The sequence below is a fragment of the Nonomuraea guangzhouensis genome, assembly GCF_019396345.1.
Lineage (GTDB): Bacteria > Actinomycetota > Actinomycetes > Streptosporangiales > Streptosporangiaceae > Nonomuraea > Nonomuraea guangzhouensis.
On sequence record NZ_JAHKRM010000038.1, the window covers coordinates 34,833 to 50,209 of the forward strand.

General features: G+C 70.7%; 16 protein-coding genes. 9 read left to right on the forward strand and 7 right to left on the reverse strand.

The genetic code is table 11. From position 1 onward, the window contains the following. Positions 1-84: 84 nt before the first annotated feature. Together KME78_RS52150 and KME78_RS52155 are read right to left on the reverse strand one after the other, a co-directional pair. Positions 85-447: a DUF5130 family protein gene (locus KME78_RS52150; RefSeq protein WP_219537484.1), complete on the reverse strand. Its 363-nt coding sequence runs from the start codon at positions 445-447 to the stop codon at positions 85-87. A 5-nt stretch (positions 448-452) separates the two neighbouring features. After that, positions 453-743: a hypothetical protein gene (locus tag KME78_RS52155; protein WP_219537485.1), complete on the reverse strand. Its 291-nt coding sequence runs from the start codon at positions 741-743 to the stop codon at positions 453-455. Between the two features lie 90 nt (positions 744-833). On the opposite strand from KME78_RS52155, the gene KME78_RS52160 reads away from it, so the two are divergent. Then, positions 834-2,684 (forward strand): serine/threonine-protein kinase, encoded by a 1,851-nt coding sequence (locus tag KME78_RS52160; RefSeq protein WP_219537486.1) that lies wholly within the window; start codon positions 834-836, stop codon positions 2,682-2,684. A 10-nt stretch (positions 2,685-2,694) separates the two neighbouring features. Here KME78_RS52160 and KME78_RS52165 read toward each other — a convergent pair whose 3' ends face one another. Both KME78_RS52165 and KME78_RS52170 read right to left on the reverse strand, forming a co-directional pair. Further along, a complete protein-coding gene (locus KME78_RS52165; protein WP_219537487.1) occupies positions 2,695-3,390 on the reverse strand; it encodes an FHA domain-containing protein in 696 nt (231 codons plus the stop codon). 54 nt (positions 3,391-3,444) lie between these two features. Next, complete coding sequence (locus KME78_RS52170) at positions 3,445-4,851, reverse strand: amidase (RefSeq protein WP_219537488.1); 1,407 nt, start codon at positions 4,849-4,851, stop codon at positions 3,445-3,447. Positions 4,852-4,991: 140 nt separating this feature from the next. On the opposite strand from KME78_RS52170, the gene KME78_RS65465 reads away from it, so the two are divergent. From KME78_RS65465 to KME78_RS52195, 5 genes are all read left to right on the forward strand, one after another. Continuing rightward, positions 4,992-5,816, forward strand: a complete 825-nt coding sequence (locus KME78_RS65465) for a nuclease-related domain-containing protein (protein WP_219537489.1) — start codon at positions 4,992-4,994, stop codon at positions 5,814-5,816. A 404-nt stretch (positions 5,817-6,220) separates the two neighbouring features. Continuing rightward, positions 6,221-6,496 carry a hypothetical protein gene (locus KME78_RS52180; protein WP_219537490.1) on the forward strand — a complete coding sequence of 92 codons (276 nt, stop codon included), beginning with the start codon at positions 6,221-6,223 and terminating at the stop codon, positions 6,494-6,496. A gap of 26 nt (positions 6,497-6,522) precedes the next feature. Continuing rightward, positions 6,523-8,361 carry a dihydroxy-acid dehydratase gene (gene ilvD / locus KME78_RS52185; protein ID WP_219537491.1) on the forward strand — a complete coding sequence of 613 codons (1,839 nt, stop codon included), beginning with the start codon at positions 6,523-6,525 and terminating at the stop codon, positions 8,359-8,361. 298 nt (positions 8,362-8,659) lie between these two features. After that, complete coding sequence (locus KME78_RS52190; RefSeq protein ID WP_308127453.1) at positions 8,660-9,142, forward strand: WYL domain-containing protein; 483 nt, start codon at positions 8,660-8,662, stop codon at positions 9,140-9,142. A gap of 81 nt (positions 9,143-9,223) precedes the next feature. Beyond that, positions 9,224-10,159, forward strand: coding sequence for a serine hydrolase (locus KME78_RS52195; RefSeq protein ID WP_219537493.1), 936 nt, complete (start codon positions 9,224-9,226; stop codon positions 10,157-10,159). A gap of 86 nt (positions 10,160-10,245) precedes the next feature. On the opposite strand, the gene KME78_RS52200 is transcribed toward KME78_RS52195, so the two are convergent. The 3 genes from KME78_RS52200 to KME78_RS52210 all read right to left on the reverse strand — a co-directional run bounded on the left by KME78_RS52200 (position 10,246) and on the right by KME78_RS52210 (position 11,853). After that, positions 10,246-10,443: an FmdB family zinc ribbon protein gene (locus tag KME78_RS52200; protein WP_219537494.1), complete on the reverse strand. Its 198-nt coding sequence runs from the start codon at positions 10,441-10,443 to the stop codon at positions 10,246-10,248. Positions 10,444-10,452: 9 nt separating this feature from the next. Continuing rightward, positions 10,453-11,265 carry a GNAT family N-acetyltransferase gene (locus KME78_RS52205; RefSeq protein ID WP_219537495.1) on the reverse strand — a complete coding sequence of 271 codons (813 nt, stop codon included), beginning with the start codon at positions 11,263-11,265 and terminating at the stop codon, positions 10,453-10,455. A gap of 78 nt (positions 11,266-11,343) precedes the next feature. After that, the gene (locus KME78_RS52210; protein ID WP_219537496.1) at positions 11,344-11,853 is read right to left on the reverse strand and encodes an HNH endonuclease; all 510 of its coding nucleotides are present in this window, start codon (positions 11,851-11,853) and stop codon (positions 11,344-11,346) included. 278 nt (positions 11,854-12,131) lie between these two features. Between KME78_RS52210 and KME78_RS52215 the strand changes: the two genes are divergently transcribed. The 3 genes from KME78_RS52215 to KME78_RS52225 are packed head-to-tail and all read left to right on the forward strand — an operon-like array spanning position 12,132 to position 15,347. Beyond that, on the forward strand, positions 12,132-14,192 hold the full coding sequence (locus KME78_RS52215; protein WP_219537497.1) for a prolyl oligopeptidase family serine peptidase: 2,061 nt from the start codon (positions 12,132-12,134) through the stop codon (positions 14,190-14,192). A gap of 8 nt (positions 14,193-14,200) precedes the next feature. Next, entirely contained in the window at positions 14,201-14,986 is a 786-nt protein-coding gene (locus KME78_RS52220) for a helix-turn-helix domain-containing protein (protein ID WP_219537498.1), read from the forward strand. Positions 14,987-14,996: 10 nt separating this feature from the next. Then, positions 14,997-15,347, forward strand: coding sequence for a VOC family protein (locus KME78_RS52225; RefSeq protein WP_219537499.1), 351 nt, complete (start codon positions 14,997-14,999; stop codon positions 15,345-15,347). The last annotated feature ends 30 nt before the right edge of the window (positions 15,348-15,377 follow it).

Here is a 15,377-nt window from a genome sequence, read left to right on the forward strand (position 1 = left end):
AGGCGACGCCCGCTCTATCGCCCGGCAACGGCCCGGACGGTGGCCCGCTCTATCGCCGGGCGATTGCTCGGACGGTGGCCCGCTCTACCGCCGGGCGATGGCCTGCTCGCCCAGCGTGCCGATGCCGTACAACAGCCCGCCCACCAGGTCGCCGACGCTGAACGCGGTGGCCATGGACATCGCGGTCATCCGGCACGCGCTGTCGGGCAGCCTGCGCCGGGCGCTCTCGCCGGTCACGATCTCCAGCGCCCGGCCGGCGACGTCCACGAAGATCACCACCGCCTTGTCGGCCTCGTCGCCGAGCGCGGCGTGCAGCCGCTCGGCGAAGTGCCGCCGACCGCCGACCGGCGCGCCGAGGAAGGCGCCGAAACGCAGGCCGCTGCGCCGCTCGGCCAGGGCGAGCGCCTGCCTGATGTCGTCGGCCTGCGCCGAGGTCAGTCCACGCATCGCCATCACCACCCCGCCGAGGCGCCGCCGACGCGCCTGCCGGGCTCGGCCGTCGCCGCCATCGCGACCCAGTCGGACTCGGGCACCGGCGCCCACCGCGGGACCTGGTCGGCCAGCACCAGGCCCGAGGTGCTCACGCCGTGCTCGCTGCCGGACGGACCGCCCAGCCACACCGGGCCCGTCTCCGTCCTGCGTGTCGAACCCCGCCCGGGCACCATGACGACCAGGCTGATCAGCACGAACAGACCGAGCGAAACCCCCAAGAGAAAAGCCAGAATCTCCAGCGCGCTGTCCACACCACGAACGTAATCCCGGTTCGGCTGTCCGGCCAGACCCGGTCGTGAGAGAGTCTGACTCAAGATCCCCCAGACGAGGTCAACTTAACTGTGGATGCGATCGGAAGGTATCCCGTCGAGCGCGTTCTCGGCTCGGGCGCGTTCGCGTCGGTGTGGCTCGGCCGTGACGACCGGCTCGACTCCTATGTGGCGATCAAGGTGCTGGCCGACAATTGGTCCGCCGAACCGGCCGTGCGCGAGCGGTTCGTCAAGGAGGCCCGGCTGCTGCGGCAGGCCGACTCGCCGCGCATCGTCCAGGTCTACGACATCGGCGAACTCCCGGACAGCCGCCCATACTTCGTCATGACTTATGCCGACATGGGGTCGTTGGCGGGGCGTGTCCTCGACGGCCCGCTGCCGGTTCCCGAGGCGCTCCGCATCCTCGGCGAGATCGCCGAGGGCGTGGCGGTGCTGCACCGGCTCGGCATCGTGCACCGCGACCTCAAGCCGTCGAACGTGCTGTTCCGCTCGCTTCCGGGCGGTGGCGAGCGCCTCATGGTGGCCGACCTCGGCGTCGCCCGATCGCTGGCCGACGCCACCAGCCACACCATCGCGGCGGGCTCGCCCGGCTACATGGCGCCGGAACAGATGCGCCTCGACGGCGCACCGGACGAGCGGGCCGACGTGCACGGGCTGGGCGCCATGGCCTACCACCTGCTCACCGGCCAACTGCCCGCCTCGGGCCCGGTACGCCTGGCACCGCACCGGCTGCGGCCGGAGGTGCCGGTACGGGTGGGGGCGGCCGTCATGAAGGCCATCGACCCGGACCCGGACCGCCGCTGGCAGAACATCGCCGCCTTCGCCACCGCCCTTTCGTCCCCTGCCGACGGGCTCCCGGAGCCGGACTCCGAGCGGCAACCGATGGCCGCGGACGCCGACCCCACGGACGACGGGGCGACGGTCCACAGAAGCGACCGCGCCGGTGCAGGCATCGTGGTGAGCGATGACGCGGGTGTCGGCGCAGGCGCGGATGCCGAGGCAGACGCAGGCGCGGGTATCGGCGCAGGCGCGCAAGCTGGCCCAGGAGCGGCGGAAGTCGCGGACGCGGGTGTCAGCGCGGGCCCAGGAGCGAACGCGGGCGCAGACGCAAGCGCGCAAGCTGGCGCCGGTGCGGGTGCTGTCGCCGACGCAGGTGCGGACGCGGGCACGGGTCCGGACGCGGACGCGGGCACGGGTCCGGACGCGGGCGCGGGGCGGGCCAAGGGGGTGGTGGCCGGGGTGGGAGCTGTGGGTCTTGCTCTGGCGCTGGTCGTCGCGGTGCTCACGCTGCGTCCTGTCGACCAGCCGTCCACGGCGCTCGGCTCACCGTCCGGATCGCCAGGCTCGTCCGGGACAGCAGGAACAACCGGCCCCGTACGACCGACCGGATCCGCAGGACCGACCGGATCCGCGGCGCCGGCCGGGACGGGGCAGCCGACCGGGAAAGGGGTTCTGCGGGCGGGTATGGGGTTGCGAGCCGACTCGGACATCCCTCAGAAGTACCGGAAGCTGATCATCCAGGCGGGCACCTGGTGCGACGACGTCGAGGGGCTGTCGCCGGCGCTGGTCGCCGGCGTGCTCAAGATGGCCAGCGACTTCGACCCCGACCTGAGCGACCCCACCGCCGACGAGTACGGCATCGCCAGATGGACCCCCAGAGTCCTCCAGTACTGGCAGCCCAACGGCAGCAACGACCCGATGCCCAAGCCGCCCTTCTCCCCCGAGTTGTCCATTCCCGCCATAGGCCGCTTCTTCTGCGGGCTCGGCCCTCAGGTGGCCAATGTGCCGGCGGATCCGGCCGCCAAGCTGGCCGCGCTCTACGTCTCCGGCGTGGTGCCGGTGCGGCGGGATCAGGGCGTACCGGCCAAGTGGAAGACGCACGTGCAGCAGGTCCTGAAATATCGGGACCAGTATCAGTCCTGACAACAGGTAGTCACGGCAGCAGTCGCAGGTCCGCGTCCGTGACCAGGTCGAACCGGAGGGCCAGGTTGATCAGCGCGGCCCGCTGCCAGTCGGCCTTGCCGCCCTCGTCCGGGTGCTTGACCCTGAGTTTGGTCCCGGCCAGGTAGTCGATGTGGAAGTTCACTCCGCTCCTGGTCAGTTCGTGTCCCGCCAGCCGCTCGATCAGCTGCGGCACCGTCGGGACGACCGTGCTCGACGGGTCGTGCAGCCGTGCCTCGCAGAGCGCGACCAGGATGAGGAAGTACTTGGCCGTCCGGTCCAGCGGGAAGACGCCCCTCGTCGTCGCGCCCGTGCCGGGAACCACCGCCGACATGCCGTACACGTGCTCGGGCGCGAACACCAGGAAGCCGGTCGTACCGTGCTCGGCCGGCAGGATCACCCGCGAGAACTCGAACGGCACCGGCATCCCCATCCGCAGCGGCGGCACCTTGACGAACTCGCCGCCGCCCTCCGGGTTCTCCACCACATAGGTACGTTCGGCGCTGAGGTTGCTGATGAGCCAGTAGTCCTCGACCGCCTGGATCCGCCCCGCCAGCCGCGACACGGCCCGGTCGGCCACCACGATGTCGACCGGGACATCGTCGGCGCCGCGACCGAACGTGGCGGTCTCGCCTGGCTTGAGGTCGGCCGCCACGGCCGTGTCGGTCTGGATGAGTACGGTACGCATGCGGATGGTTGTACGCCTTTGTCGGCAATCCCACCAGCTATAAGGTTCCAGGGGCTACCAGACGGGTGGTCGCCGGTCGCCCCAGAAGCCACCTCTGGCCGACTCGACCTGGGCCGACAGCGAGATCAGCGTGCCTTCGCCGCCCAGGCGGCCCGCCAGCATGACGCCGATCGGCAGCCCGTCTTCGGTCCAGTGCAGGGGCAGGTTCACGGCGGGCTGGCCGGTGACGTTGTAGATCGCGGGGAAGGCGGCGAACCGCTTCATCCGCTCGAACGTCTCCTCGACGTCGTCCACGTCCTCGAACCAGCCCACCGGCCGCGGCGGCTGGGTGACGGTCGGCGTGAGCACCGCGTCATAGGCGTTGGTCACCGCGAGCGCCGCCCTGGTGGCCAGTTGCAGGGCGGCCTGGGCCTGCAGGAACGCCGGGGCGGAGGTGGCGAAGCCGTGCTCGCGCAGCCGCCTGGTGAGTGGCCGGAGCAGCTCGACCTGGTCGTCGGCCACGGGGTGCATGCAGGCGAAGGCGTACCACATGACGGTGAACTCCGACACGGTCTCGGCCCTGAACGGCGGGTCTATCTCGACGACCTCGTGGCCGAGCGCGGCCAGCGTCGCGGCGGCGGCCTCGTAGGCGGCCAGCACCTCCGGAGCGACGTCGGCGCCGGGCACGACCGGCTGGGCATAGCGGGCGATGCGCAGGCGTCCTGGCTCGCGCGTGGCGCACTCCAGGAACGTGCCCTCGTGCGGCGGTGCGAGGTAGAGGTCGCCGGGGCTGTTGTGCGCCATCACGTCGAGCAGCGCCGCGGCGTCGGCGACGTTGCGGGCGAGGGGGCCGTTCGTCGACAGGCCCGCGAGGTCGGGGATGATCGGCGCGAAGCTGATCCGGCCGCGGGTCGGCTTGATGCCGAACAGTCCGCACACCGACGCCGGGATACGGATCGAACCCGCCCCGTCGCTGCCCTGCGCGGCCGGGGCCAGCCCGGCGGCCACGGCCGCGGCGGCGCCACCGCTGGACCCGCCCGCGGAGGTGTTCAGATCCCATGGCGAGCGGGCGGGCGGCGAGAGGTAGGTCTCCGTGTAGCAGGGCAGCCCGAACTCCGGCGTCGCGGTCTTCCCCAGCATCACCGTGCCCGCGTCACGCAGGCGCTCGACCACCGTGTCGTCCACGGGTGCGACGAATCCCTGGTATGTCGAGGACCCGAACATGATCGGGACGTCCTTCACCAGGTTAAGATCCTTCACAGGGATCGGCACTCCGGCGAGCGGTCCGTCTGGCAGCTCCTCCGCCAGTCGACGCGCCTGTTCGAGTGCTCTCTCCGCGGTCACGGTCACATACGCGCCCACTCGCGGGTCGATGCGCTCGATCCGATCGAGGTAGTGCTGAGTGAGTTCGACCGGCGAAATCTCCTGGTCACGGATGGCTTGCGCCTGCTCGAGCGCCGACAGCTCGTGAAGTTCTCGCACGCTACCGCACACTAGGCTTCTCTAGAGAAGAACGTAATAGATACCCGGAAAACGGGCGTAGAACACGGTGAGCTGGGCCATAAAACTATGGACAAGGCAACACTAGGAAACGACAAGACCCTCGGGCTACGGTGAGTTACGTGGACTCCGATCATCAGCGAGAAGACGGTCACACCTCGTCACCCATCTGGGTGAGTGACCGACCCGAAGGCGAGCCAACCCCCGCCAAGCACTCGGCGCCCACGTCAACCTACGCGCCTGTAGAGCGCGCGTCCCTGGGCAGTCTGCTCCAGCAACCGCGTGTCCGCCGCCTGCGCAATCGCGCGCTGCTGGCGATCCCGGTCGGCCTGGTCGTGGGCTTCCTCGTGGGCGACTGGCGGGTAGGCGTGACCGCAGGCGTGCTCGCGGCCATCCTCGACACCGTCTACCGAGCGCGGTCCAAGTCGACCGTGCCGGCCTGGCGCCGTTCCTCCATCGCGGAGCGCCGTACCGAGGCCCAGCTGCGCAAGCTCGAACGCAACGGCTACCGCACGCTGCACGCCAGGGCGATCCCGGACAGCGAGGCCCAGATCGACCACCTCGTGGTGGGCCCGACAGGCGTGTACGCGGTCGACTCCGAGAAGTGGGACAAGCGGCTGCCCGTACGCGTCCAGATGGGCAAGAAGCTCTTCCACGGGCCGTTCGACATGAAGCCGCGTCTCACCGAGGCCAAGTGGGAGGCGTCGCGGGCCAGCGAGCTGATCAGCGAGGCCTACGGCAAGGAGATCTCGGTCGTGCCCTCGCTGGCCATCTACGGGCCACCGGTGCCGTGGAAGATCATGACGATCCGCGGTGTGGACGTCTATGAGGGCGGCCGTGCCCGCAAGTGGATCACCAAGCGGGAGCGGGCGCTGACCAAGGCCGAGATCGATCGCCTGCACGAGATCGCGGCCCAGGTCCTGCCCGCCCGATACGGCGAGGACTGAGCGGGAAAGCACGTCACCGGCGAGGCCCGGCCTCGCTGCCGCGCGCCCGCCGCCAGCACTTGACCAGCGCCCGCCGCTTGCACTCCGACCTGCCCCGGCCAACGCCGGGCGGTCGGCCAGCGGCGGTCGGGCGGCGAGGGTCGGGCGATCCGCCGGCGGCACTGAAGGCGTGCTCTTCCTGACGACGCGCCGCGAAGGCGTGCCGCGCCAAGGGCGCGAGTGCCTGCCGCGCCAAAGGCGCGTAGGTCGGCCATCCACACGTGACCGCCGCCAGCAGCGCGTTCGTCAAGCCGCCCAAGCCGGGCCGACGTGGTTGAGCCAGCCGAGCCGGGCCGACACGATCGGGCGCCCCGAGCCCGGGCCCGCCGGACGTGGTCGAGCCGCCCGAGCGGGGCCCAGCGGACGTGATCGGGCCGCCTGAGCCGGGCACGGCCGACGTGATCAGGCCGCCCGAGCCTGGCACCGCCGACGTGATCGGACCGCCCGAGCCTGGGCCCGCGCCACGTCCGGCCCGGGTCCGGCTGCGGCCCTGGAAGGTGGGCGGCGACCGCATCGACGAGACGGCCGGCGCCTGGGACGATAAGGGCCGACTCGTGGCCAGGTCCACGCGGTTCGTCACCGTACGCGTTCCGATCGATGGACAGTTGTCTCAACACCCGGGCAATGGTCGTACCATGTGAAGACTCGCAACGATGGGAGAAGTCCAATGCCCGCCCTCAGGTCACGTACGGTCACCCACGGCAGGAACATGGTCGGCGCCCGCGCCCTCCTCCGGGCGACCGGCGTAGCCGGGAGCGATTTCGGCAAGCCCATCATCGCCGTGGCCAACAGCTTCACGCAGTTCGTCCCCGGCCATGTTCATCTGCGTGACGTCGGCGACGTGGTGTCCGCCGCGATCCGCGAGGCGGGGGCGATCCCGCGTGAGTTCAACACAATCGCGGTCGACGACGGCATCGCGATGGGCCACGGCGGCATGCTCTACTCGCTGCCGTCGCGCGAGCTGATCGCCGACGCCGTCGAGTACATGGTCCAGGCCCACTGCGCCGACGCGATGATCTGCGTCTCCAACTGCGACAAGATCACGCCGGGCATGCTGCTGGCCGCCTTCCGGCTGAACATCCCGACGATCTTCGTCTCCGGTGGGCCGATGGAGGCCGGCAAGACGCCGGGCCGCAAGCTGGACCTGGTCGACCCGATGGTCGCCGCCGCCGACAGCAGCGTCTCCGACGCAGATCTGCTGGAGATGGAGGAGAACGCCTGCCCGACCTGCGGGTCGTGCTCGGGCATGTTCACCGCCAACTCCATGAACTGCCTGACCGAGGCGCTCGGCCTCGCGCTGCCGGGCAACGGCACGATCCTGGCCACGCACAAGGACCGCAAGAAGCTGTTCGAGGACGCCGGCCGCCAGCTCGTGGAGATCACCCGCCGCTACTACGAAGAGGACGACGAGTCGGTGCTGCCGCGCTCGATCGCCACCAGCGACGCGTTCGAGAACGCGATGACGCTGGACGTGGCGATGGGCGGCTCGACCAACACGATCCTGCACATCCTGGCCGCGGCCCGCGAGGCCGAGGTCGACTTCGGGCTCAAGGAGATCAACGAGATCTCCCTGCGGGTGCCGTGCCTGTGCAAGGTGGCTCCGGCGACGAACAAGTACCACGTCGAGGACGTGCACCGCGCGGGCGGCATCCCGGCCATCCTGGGCGAGCTCGACCGCGCCGGGCTGCTCCACCGCGACGTGCCGACGGTCAACGGCGGCACGCTCGGCGAGACGATCGCCGCCTGGGACCCCCAGTCGCCCACGGTGCGGCCCGAGGCCGTCGCGCTGTGGCACGCGGCGCCCGGCAACGTCCGCACGGTCAAGCCCTACGCCCAGGACAACCGCTGGGACACCCTCGACCTCGACCGGGCCGAGGGCTGCGTGCGCGACCTGGAGCACGCCTACTCCGTGGACGGCGGGCTCGCGGTCCTCTACGGCAACATCTCGCGTGACGGCGCCGTGGTGAAGACGGCCGGGGTCGACGAGTCGATCTGGAAGTTCAGCGGGCCGGCGGTGGTGTTCGAGTCGCAGGAGCAGGCGGTCGAGGGCATCCTGGGCGGCCAGGTGAAGGAGGGCGACGTGGTCGTCATCCGCTACGAGGGGCCGAAGGGCGGGCCGGGCATGCAGGAGATGCTCTACCCGACGTCGTTCCTCAAGGGCAGGGGCCTGGGCAAGGCCTGCGCGCTGGTCACCGACGGCCGCTTCTCCGGCGGCACGTCCGGGCTGTCGATCGGGCACGCCTCTCCGGAGGCGGCCGAGGGCGGCGCGATCGCGCTGGTCGAGGACGGCGACACGATCGAGATCGACATCCCCAACCGGTCGCTGGAGCTCCGCGTCCCCGAGGCCGAGCTGGCGGCCCGCCGCGAGCGCCTCCTCGCCGACCTGGGCGGCTACCGTCCCCGCGACCGCAACCGCCCCGTCAGCGCCGCACTCCAGGCGTACGCGGCCATGACCACGTCGGCCTCCACGGGCGCGTCGCGCGACCTCACCCAGCTGTCGAGATAAGTCTTCTTTACGGCCAAGCACGGTGGGCCCCACCCACCGTGCGGGGCTGGTGCCTGTCCAGGGCCACGCTCCTCCGGTGGAGCGGGCGGGGCGCCGTGACGTGCGTCTTCTTGGCCATGGCTTCCGTATGGTCATACTGGTGGCGCCAGTCGGACCTGTCCGTGATGCCGGGTGACGGCGGGCCGTGGTGGCAGGCGGCTTTTCAGCCCTTATCCGGGCGATACAGGGTGCTTACCAGGCGTACAGGCTTTCGAAAACTGTCGGTGGTCGTCTCTATTGTGGGGGTATGGCTACAGGCGTGAACTCTCACACTCGCCCGCTGACCACCGCCGAGATCGCTGCCCTCGCCCTGTCCCTCGCTCATCTGGGATCCGGTCCGCAGGCCGTCACCGCCAGGCGCGGTCTGCAACACGCGTTCGAGCATCTGGAGCTCGACGACGACGTCATCGCCACCACGCTCACGACGCTCACCGAACCGTTGCCCGTGGACGTCGCGTCGCGGGCCAGGCTCATCGCGGATGCCATCACCAGCCGCCTGATGGTTCGCCTGCACTATCAGGATGCCTCCGGACATGTCACGGCTCGGGATGTGGAGCCCGTGACGTGTCTGGTGCATCGCGAATACTGGTATCTCGTCGGGGTCTGCCGGATGCGGCGGGCCATCCGGGCGTTCCGGTTCGATCGGATCCTCGCGGTCGAGCCGACGCTGACTCCTTCGCGGCCGCACCTGGCCGACCGGTTCCTGCCGTTCCAGCGGCGCAAGCGGGCTCGCGCCGCCTAAGAAGCTCCCTGCCGGGAAACTGGGCGAGCCTTGACCCTCCGCGCCCCAGCCGTTGGCGCGGCGGGTGGCAGGCTCCCGCTCATGCTTCTTCGAGGGATCCTGCTGGCTCTGGTGGCCGGGGTGTCCGGCTGCGGCAATGGCGGCGCGGCCGGCGCTCCTCCCGCGATGGCCGCCGCCCCTCCCGCCTTGGCGGCCGCTCCTGAGCGGCTGCCCGGGGATGGAGCGTCGGGTGCCGCGGCCATCCAGGTGTCCAACGCCGCCCAGTTGCCGAAGGCCGCGCGGCAGGAGCTCGATCTGGCGCTGGATCGCTACCTGCGGGGGCGGCCGGGCCGGACGGCGGTCTCGGTGCAGGACAGGACCACCGGCGTCCAATACGCCTTCCACGAGGGGCAGCCGTTCATGCTGGCCAGCGTGGCCAAGGTCGACATCCTGCTGGCACTGCTGCTGCAGGCGCAGCGCGAGCACCGGCAACTGAACGCCCACCAGCGCGCGCTGGCCGACCGCATGATCCGCTACAGCGACAACGACAGCGCGCACGACCTCTACGTGGCGATCGGCCGCCAGGCGGGCCTCACCAGAACCCTCCACCGGCTCGGCGTGCGCGACACGTATCCCGGCGGCGGACGGTTCTGGGGCGCGACGCGCAGCAACCCGTCAGATCAGGTGAAGGTGCTCGACCTGCTCACCGACCCCACCGGTCCGGTCTCGGCGGTCAACCGCCGTTACGCGCTCGGCCTGATGTCGTCCGTGACCCCGGGCCAGGTTTGGGGTGTCAGCGCCGCGGGCGGCAAGGTGGCCCTGAAGAACGGCTGGCTGCCCGCCGAGGCGCACGGCGGCCTGTGGACGATCAACAGTGTGGGCCGTGTGCTCGTGGCGGACCACGAACTTCTGATCGCCGTCCTGTCGGAACGGAGCCCGGACATGCCCACGGGTATCGCGACAGTCGAACGCGTGGCCGGCCTGGCGGTCAAGGGATTCACCGGTGCACGTGCGCACGTCACGGCGCTCGGCCGGTGAACCGGAGGAGCGTGCCCCTGGACAGAGCCCAGCCCTGTGCGGCGGGTGGGGCTCACCGGGCCGGCCGTAAAAAAAAGAGCCTCTGATTAACTACAGCACCCCCCACCACAGCAGCCGCCCGAGGGCGGGGCTGCGGCGCCGCCGGTCATGGCGACCGTGGAGAGCAACCTGACGGTGTCGTCGTGCCCCTCGGGGCACGCGGCCGCCTCGTCGGAGGCGGACATCGGGCGGGTCACCTCGAAGGTCGACCCGCAGGCCCGGCAGCGGAAGTCATAGCGCGGCATGCCCAAAGACTACGGCAAAGATCCGAAGCTCACCTGGGCGTAGTCGGAGACGGGTTCGTAGCCGATCGACCGGTAGACGCTGTTGCTCGTCGGGTTGGCCAGGTCGGTGAAGAGCACCACCTGCTCGCAGCGCGTCTCCAGCGCGACCTGGCTGGCGAACGCGGTGACCGCGGCACCGTACCCACGCCTGCGACATGTCGGCGGCGTGTACACCGGCCCGATGCGGCAGACCCCGCCCGCGGCGGGCGACAGGGCGGCCAGCGACACCGGGGCCCCGTCCGCCTCCCACAGGAAGAGCTGCCGGCCGGCCAGCCGGTGCTGGACGTCCCGAGCGGGATCCCGGCCGATGCCCAGCCCCGCCTCGTCGCCGAACGCCAGGAACCAGGCGACCAGCAGGGGAAAGTCGGCGACCCCCGCCAGACGGCCATGGCCTGCCGTGTCGGAGGGGATGGTCAGGGTGCCGAGGCGGTAGAGGCGCTCCGACAGCACGGAGCTGGGTTCGCCGAGCGCCTCGACGAGCGCTTCGGTCAGCTCCAGCGGGCCCATGACCTCGGGGATCTCGCCCTTCAAGGCTTCGACCAGCGGCGCGATGGACTCGACCGGCATGCGGGCCAGCCCGACCGGATGCGGCGGGGTGCGGAACGCCGCCCCGCGTACCTCGCCGTCGCTGGTCCACCAGCCGAAGTAGGCGTCGTCGACCGGCATTCCGGCGCGGATGCTCGCCAGCACGGTCAGCGGCACCGTGTTGCCCACGGGGTCGGCGAGCAGGAACGCCTCGGCGACGGCCGCGTACTCCTCGACGTCGGTGGTGAAGGTCCACATGTCCTGGGATCCTGCCAGGAGCTGCGGAGCCGGACAAAGACATTTCAGGCCCGGATCCGAGGGATCCGGGCCCGAAGGTCAGGCAGCCGCTTCCAGGTAGGGCGCCCATTGGGGGTCGCCGACGAGCGAAGCGCCGATGAGCCGCCAGTGAGCGCCCCGTGGCACCGCCGGGGCGACGCGTAGCGTCCACCCCAGCTCCTCCAGGAACTTGTCGGCTTTCCGGTGGTTGCACGGCGTGCACGAGGCGACGCAGTTCTCCCAGGTGTGGGGGCCGCCCCTGGACCGGGGGACGACGTGGTCGATGGTCTCGGCCCGCATGCCGCAGTAGGCGCAGCGGTAGTCGTCGCGCCGCATGAGCGCGGCCCTGGTCAGGGGGATGCGAGACCGGTAGGGAATACGGACGTATCTGCGGAGCCGGATCACCGACGGGACTTCCAGCGTGCAGGTCGCGGAGCGCAGGACCGCGCCCCGGCCGTCACGATGGACGATGTCGGCCTTGTCCCGCAGCACCAGCACGATGGCCCGATGCAGCGAGAGGGTGGTGAGTGGCTCGTAAGTGGCGTTGAGCAGCAGGACTTGGCGCGTCATCGGGCCTCTCCCTGCTGCATGGGTATCAAGGGGGACATGCCATGGCATGTCCCGGCTGTCGGCCCCTCCTGGGGCACTGGTGCTTCCGTCACGTGGACCTCCGCCGGACGGTCCAGCGGATGGTCACCACGGCACCGTCCTATCACCAAGTCTGACGTTTACCGCATGCTCCCCGCCACCCCATAACCCCCAGCCGGAATGACCAGAGGGACGCACGGTACGTTTTATGCCCACTTCACCAGGGCTTTACGCACGCTGCATGGCAGTAGGGTTCGGGCATGACGCGAGAGCCCTACCCCACAGCACGCCGCGCGGAAAGCGACGAGATTTTGCACGACACTCCCGTCGCGGACCCCTATCGCTGGCTTGAGGATCCCGACAGCCCGGAGACACAGGGATGGCTGCTCGGGCAGGCCGACCTGTTCAAGCGGCAGAGCGAGCCGCAGCGGTTCAGGGACCGCATCGCCGAGCTGCTCAGGTCGGGTTCCGTGGGGGTGCCCGCGTGGCGCGGCACGCGTCACTTCTTCAGCCGCCGCACGCCGGACCAGGAGCACGCGGTCTACTACGTCGCCGACGACGGAGCCGGCGGCACGGAGCGGGCGCTGATCGACCCCATGGCGCTCGACCCGTCGGGCCTGACCACGCTCGACGCCGTGCAACCCGACAAGGAGGGCCGCCTGCTCGCCTACCAGATCTCGGTGGGCGGCAACGAGGAGTCGGTCCTCTACGTCATGGACGTGGCAACCGGCGCCCAGGTGGAGGGCCCGATCGACCGGTGCCGCTACTCCCCCATCGCCTGGCTGCCCGGCGGCGAGGCGTTCTACTACGTGCGCCGGCTGCCGAGCACGGAGCTGCCGGAGGGCGAGTCGCAGTTCCACCGCCGCGTCTACCTGCACCGCGTCGGCACGTCCACCGAGGACGATGTGATGATCTTCGGTGAAGGCCTGAAGATGACCAACTACTACGGCGTCTCGGTCTCGCGTGACGGCCACTGGCTGCAGATCTCCGCCAGCGAGGGCACGGCGCCGCGCAACGACCTGTGGGTGGCCGACCTGACCGCCTCCCCGCCCGACCGGCCCGATCTCCAGGTCGTGCAGGAGGGCGTGGACGCCCAGACGGGGCTCTCGTTCGGCCGCGACGGCAAGCTGTACGTCCACACCGACCGCGACGCGCCGCGCGCCCGGATCTGCGTCACCGACCCGGCGACGCCCGGTGCCGAGGCCTGGCGCGACCTGATCCCCGAGGACGCCGAGGCGGTGCTGTCCGACTTCGCGATCCTCGACGACCTCGACCGCCCGGTCATGCTGGTGGGCTGGACGCGCCACGCGATCAGCGAGATCACCGTGCACGACCTGGCCACCGGCGAACGGATCGGCGAGGTGCCCGCGCCCGGCCTCGGCTCGATCGGCGGCATCGCCGAACGTCCTGAAGGCGGCTACGAGGCGTGGTTCGGCTACACCGACAACACCACGCCGCCGACCATCCAGCGCTATGACGCCAGGACCGGCGAGACCACGCTCTGGGCCGCCTCACCGGGCGCGGTGGACGTGCCGCCGGTGCGCACGTCCCAGGTCGTCTACCGGTCGAAGGACGGCACCGACGTCCGCATGCTGGTCATCTCGCCGGTCGACGGCGACGGGCCGCGTCCGACCATCCTGTACGGCTACGGCGGCTTCGGGCTGTCGATGACCCCCGGCTACTCCGCCTCGGTGCTCGCCTGGGTGGAGGCGGGCGGCGTCTACGCGATCGCCAACCTGCGCGGCGGCGGCGAGGAAGGCGAGGACTGGCACCGCGCCGGCATGCTCGGCAACAAGCAGAACGTCTTCGACGACTTCCACGCCGCGGCCGAGCACCTCATCGCGACCGGAGTGACGACGCCCGAGCAGCTGGCGATCTCCGGCGGCTCCAACGGCGGGCTGCTGGTGGGCGCGGCGCTGACGCAGCGTCCCGAGCTGTACGCGGCCGTCTCCTGCTCCGCTCCGCTGCTCGACATGATCCGTTACGAGCAGTTCGGGCTCGGGGCGACCTGGAACGTCGAGTACGGTTCCGCCGCCGATCCCGAAGGGTTCGGCTGGTTGCTGGGATACTCGCCGTATCACCATGTTCGCGAGGGTGTGGCGTACCCCGCGACGCTGTTCACGGTCTTCCAGTCGGACACGCGGGTGCATCCGCTGCACGCGTGGAAGATGTGCGCGGCGCTCCAGCACGCGTCCACGGGTGCGGGGCCGATCGTGCTGCGCAACGAGACCGAGGTGGGCCATGGCGCCCGTTCGGTCAGCCGGTCGGTCGAGTTGTCGGCTGACACGCTGACGTTCCTGGCCCGGCACACCGGCCTATAGTCGGAAATATGAGCATGCTGGGGCTGGCCATGGTGGGGGCCGTCCCCAGCAGTGCGCTGCGGCCGTACGTGACGCGGCTGACCGCGTACCGGGAGCACTACGCCGCGCCGTTGACGCGGTCCGAGGCGGCGATGCCGGGTGCGGTGCTGATCCTCGGGTTCGGCGCGGCGATGGGGGTGGGCGAGGCGCGCGTCACGTCGTTCACCGGCGGGCTCAGTGACCGCTTCACCGTGACCCGCACGCTCGGCCCGGCCGAGGGCGTACAGGTATCCCTCACCCCGTTCGGGGCGCGGCGGCTGTTCGGGGTGCCGATGCGGGAGCTGACGAACCTCGTGGTCCCGATCGAGGACCTGCTCGGCGCCTGGGCCCGCACGGCCGTCGAGCGGCTGGGCGAGACGGCGTCCTGGCCCGAGCGGCTGGCCCTGACCGACCGGCTGCTGACGGAGCGCATCCTGGCCGGGCCGGAGCTCGGCCCGGAGGTGCCGTGGGCGTGGGCGCGGCTTCTCGCCTCGGGCGGTGGCGTGGGGCCATCGTGGCTGGCCTCGTCGCTCGGCTGGAGCCACCGCCATCTCGTCGCCCGCTTCCACGACCAGGTCGGCCTAACGCCGAAGACGGCCGCCCGGGTGATCCGCTTCCAGTCCGCGCTGCGCCTGCTCCACTCCGGCCGGGCGATCGCCGGCGTCGCCGCCGACTGCGGCTTCTACGACCAGGCGCACATGAACCGCGAGTTCAGGGTGCTGGGCGACACGACGCCCGGTCAGATTCGTCCAAGACCGGCGGCTGCCCCCGTCTGATACTGACCGCATGACACGAACCGTTTACGCCCTGGCCCGCTATCAGAACTGCGCGACGGCCATCGACTTCCTGACCGCCGCCTTCGGATTCCGGGTGCACGAGGCGTCCAAGAACGACCAGGGCGTGGTCACCCACGCCGAACTCCTCGTCGAGGACGATCTGATCATGCTCGGGGAGGGCAGTCCGGGCGGTCCCGGCATGTACATCGCCGTCGACGACCCCGACACGCACCTGGCCCGCGCCCAGGCCGCCGGGGCCACGATCACGATGGAGCTCACCGATCAGCCTTACGGGTCGCGCGAGTACGCCTGCCAGGATCCCGAGGGGAACGTCTGGTACTTCGGGACTTACCGCCCCTAAGCCCTTTGGGTGGCCCTGCCGGTGCCCGTC

Excerpts from the sequence above, each read along its gene's own strand:
- KME78_RS52195 (WP_219537493.1), top strand. The coding sequence starts at position 9,224 with ATGCTTCTTCGAGGGATCCTGCTGGCTCTGGTGGCCGGGGTGTCCGGC.
- KME78_RS52215 (WP_219537497.1), top strand. The coding sequence starts at position 12,132 with ATGACGCGAGAGCCCTACCCCACAGCACGCCGCGCGGAAAGCGACGAG.
- KME78_RS52200 (WP_219537494.1), bottom strand. The coding sequence starts at position 10,443 with ATGCCGCGCTATGACTTCCGCTGCCGGGCCTGCGGGTCGACCTTCGAG.
- KME78_RS52205 (WP_219537495.1), bottom strand. The coding sequence starts at position 11,265 with ATGTGGACCTTCACCACCGACGTCGAGGAGTACGCGGCCGTCGCCGAG.
- KME78_RS52165 (WP_219537487.1), bottom strand. The coding sequence starts at position 3,390 with ATGCGTACCGTACTCATCCAGACCGACACGGCCGTGGCGGCCGACCTC.
- KME78_RS52225 (WP_219537499.1), top strand. The coding sequence starts at position 14,997 with ATGACACGAACCGTTTACGCCCTGGCCCGCTATCAGAACTGCGCGACG.
- KME78_RS52220 (WP_219537498.1), top strand. The coding sequence starts at position 14,201 with ATGAGCATGCTGGGGCTGGCCATGGTGGGGGCCGTCCCCAGCAGTGCG.
- KME78_RS52150 (WP_219537484.1), bottom strand. The coding sequence starts at position 447 with ATGCGTGGACTGACCTCGGCGCAGGCCGACGACATCAGGCAGGCGCTC.
- ilvD (WP_219537491.1), top strand. The coding sequence starts at position 6,523 with ATGCCCGCCCTCAGGTCACGTACGGTCACCCACGGCAGGAACATGGTC.
- KME78_RS52210 (WP_219537496.1), bottom strand. The coding sequence starts at position 11,853 with ATGACGCGCCAAGTCCTGCTGCTCAACGCCACTTACGAGCCACTCACC.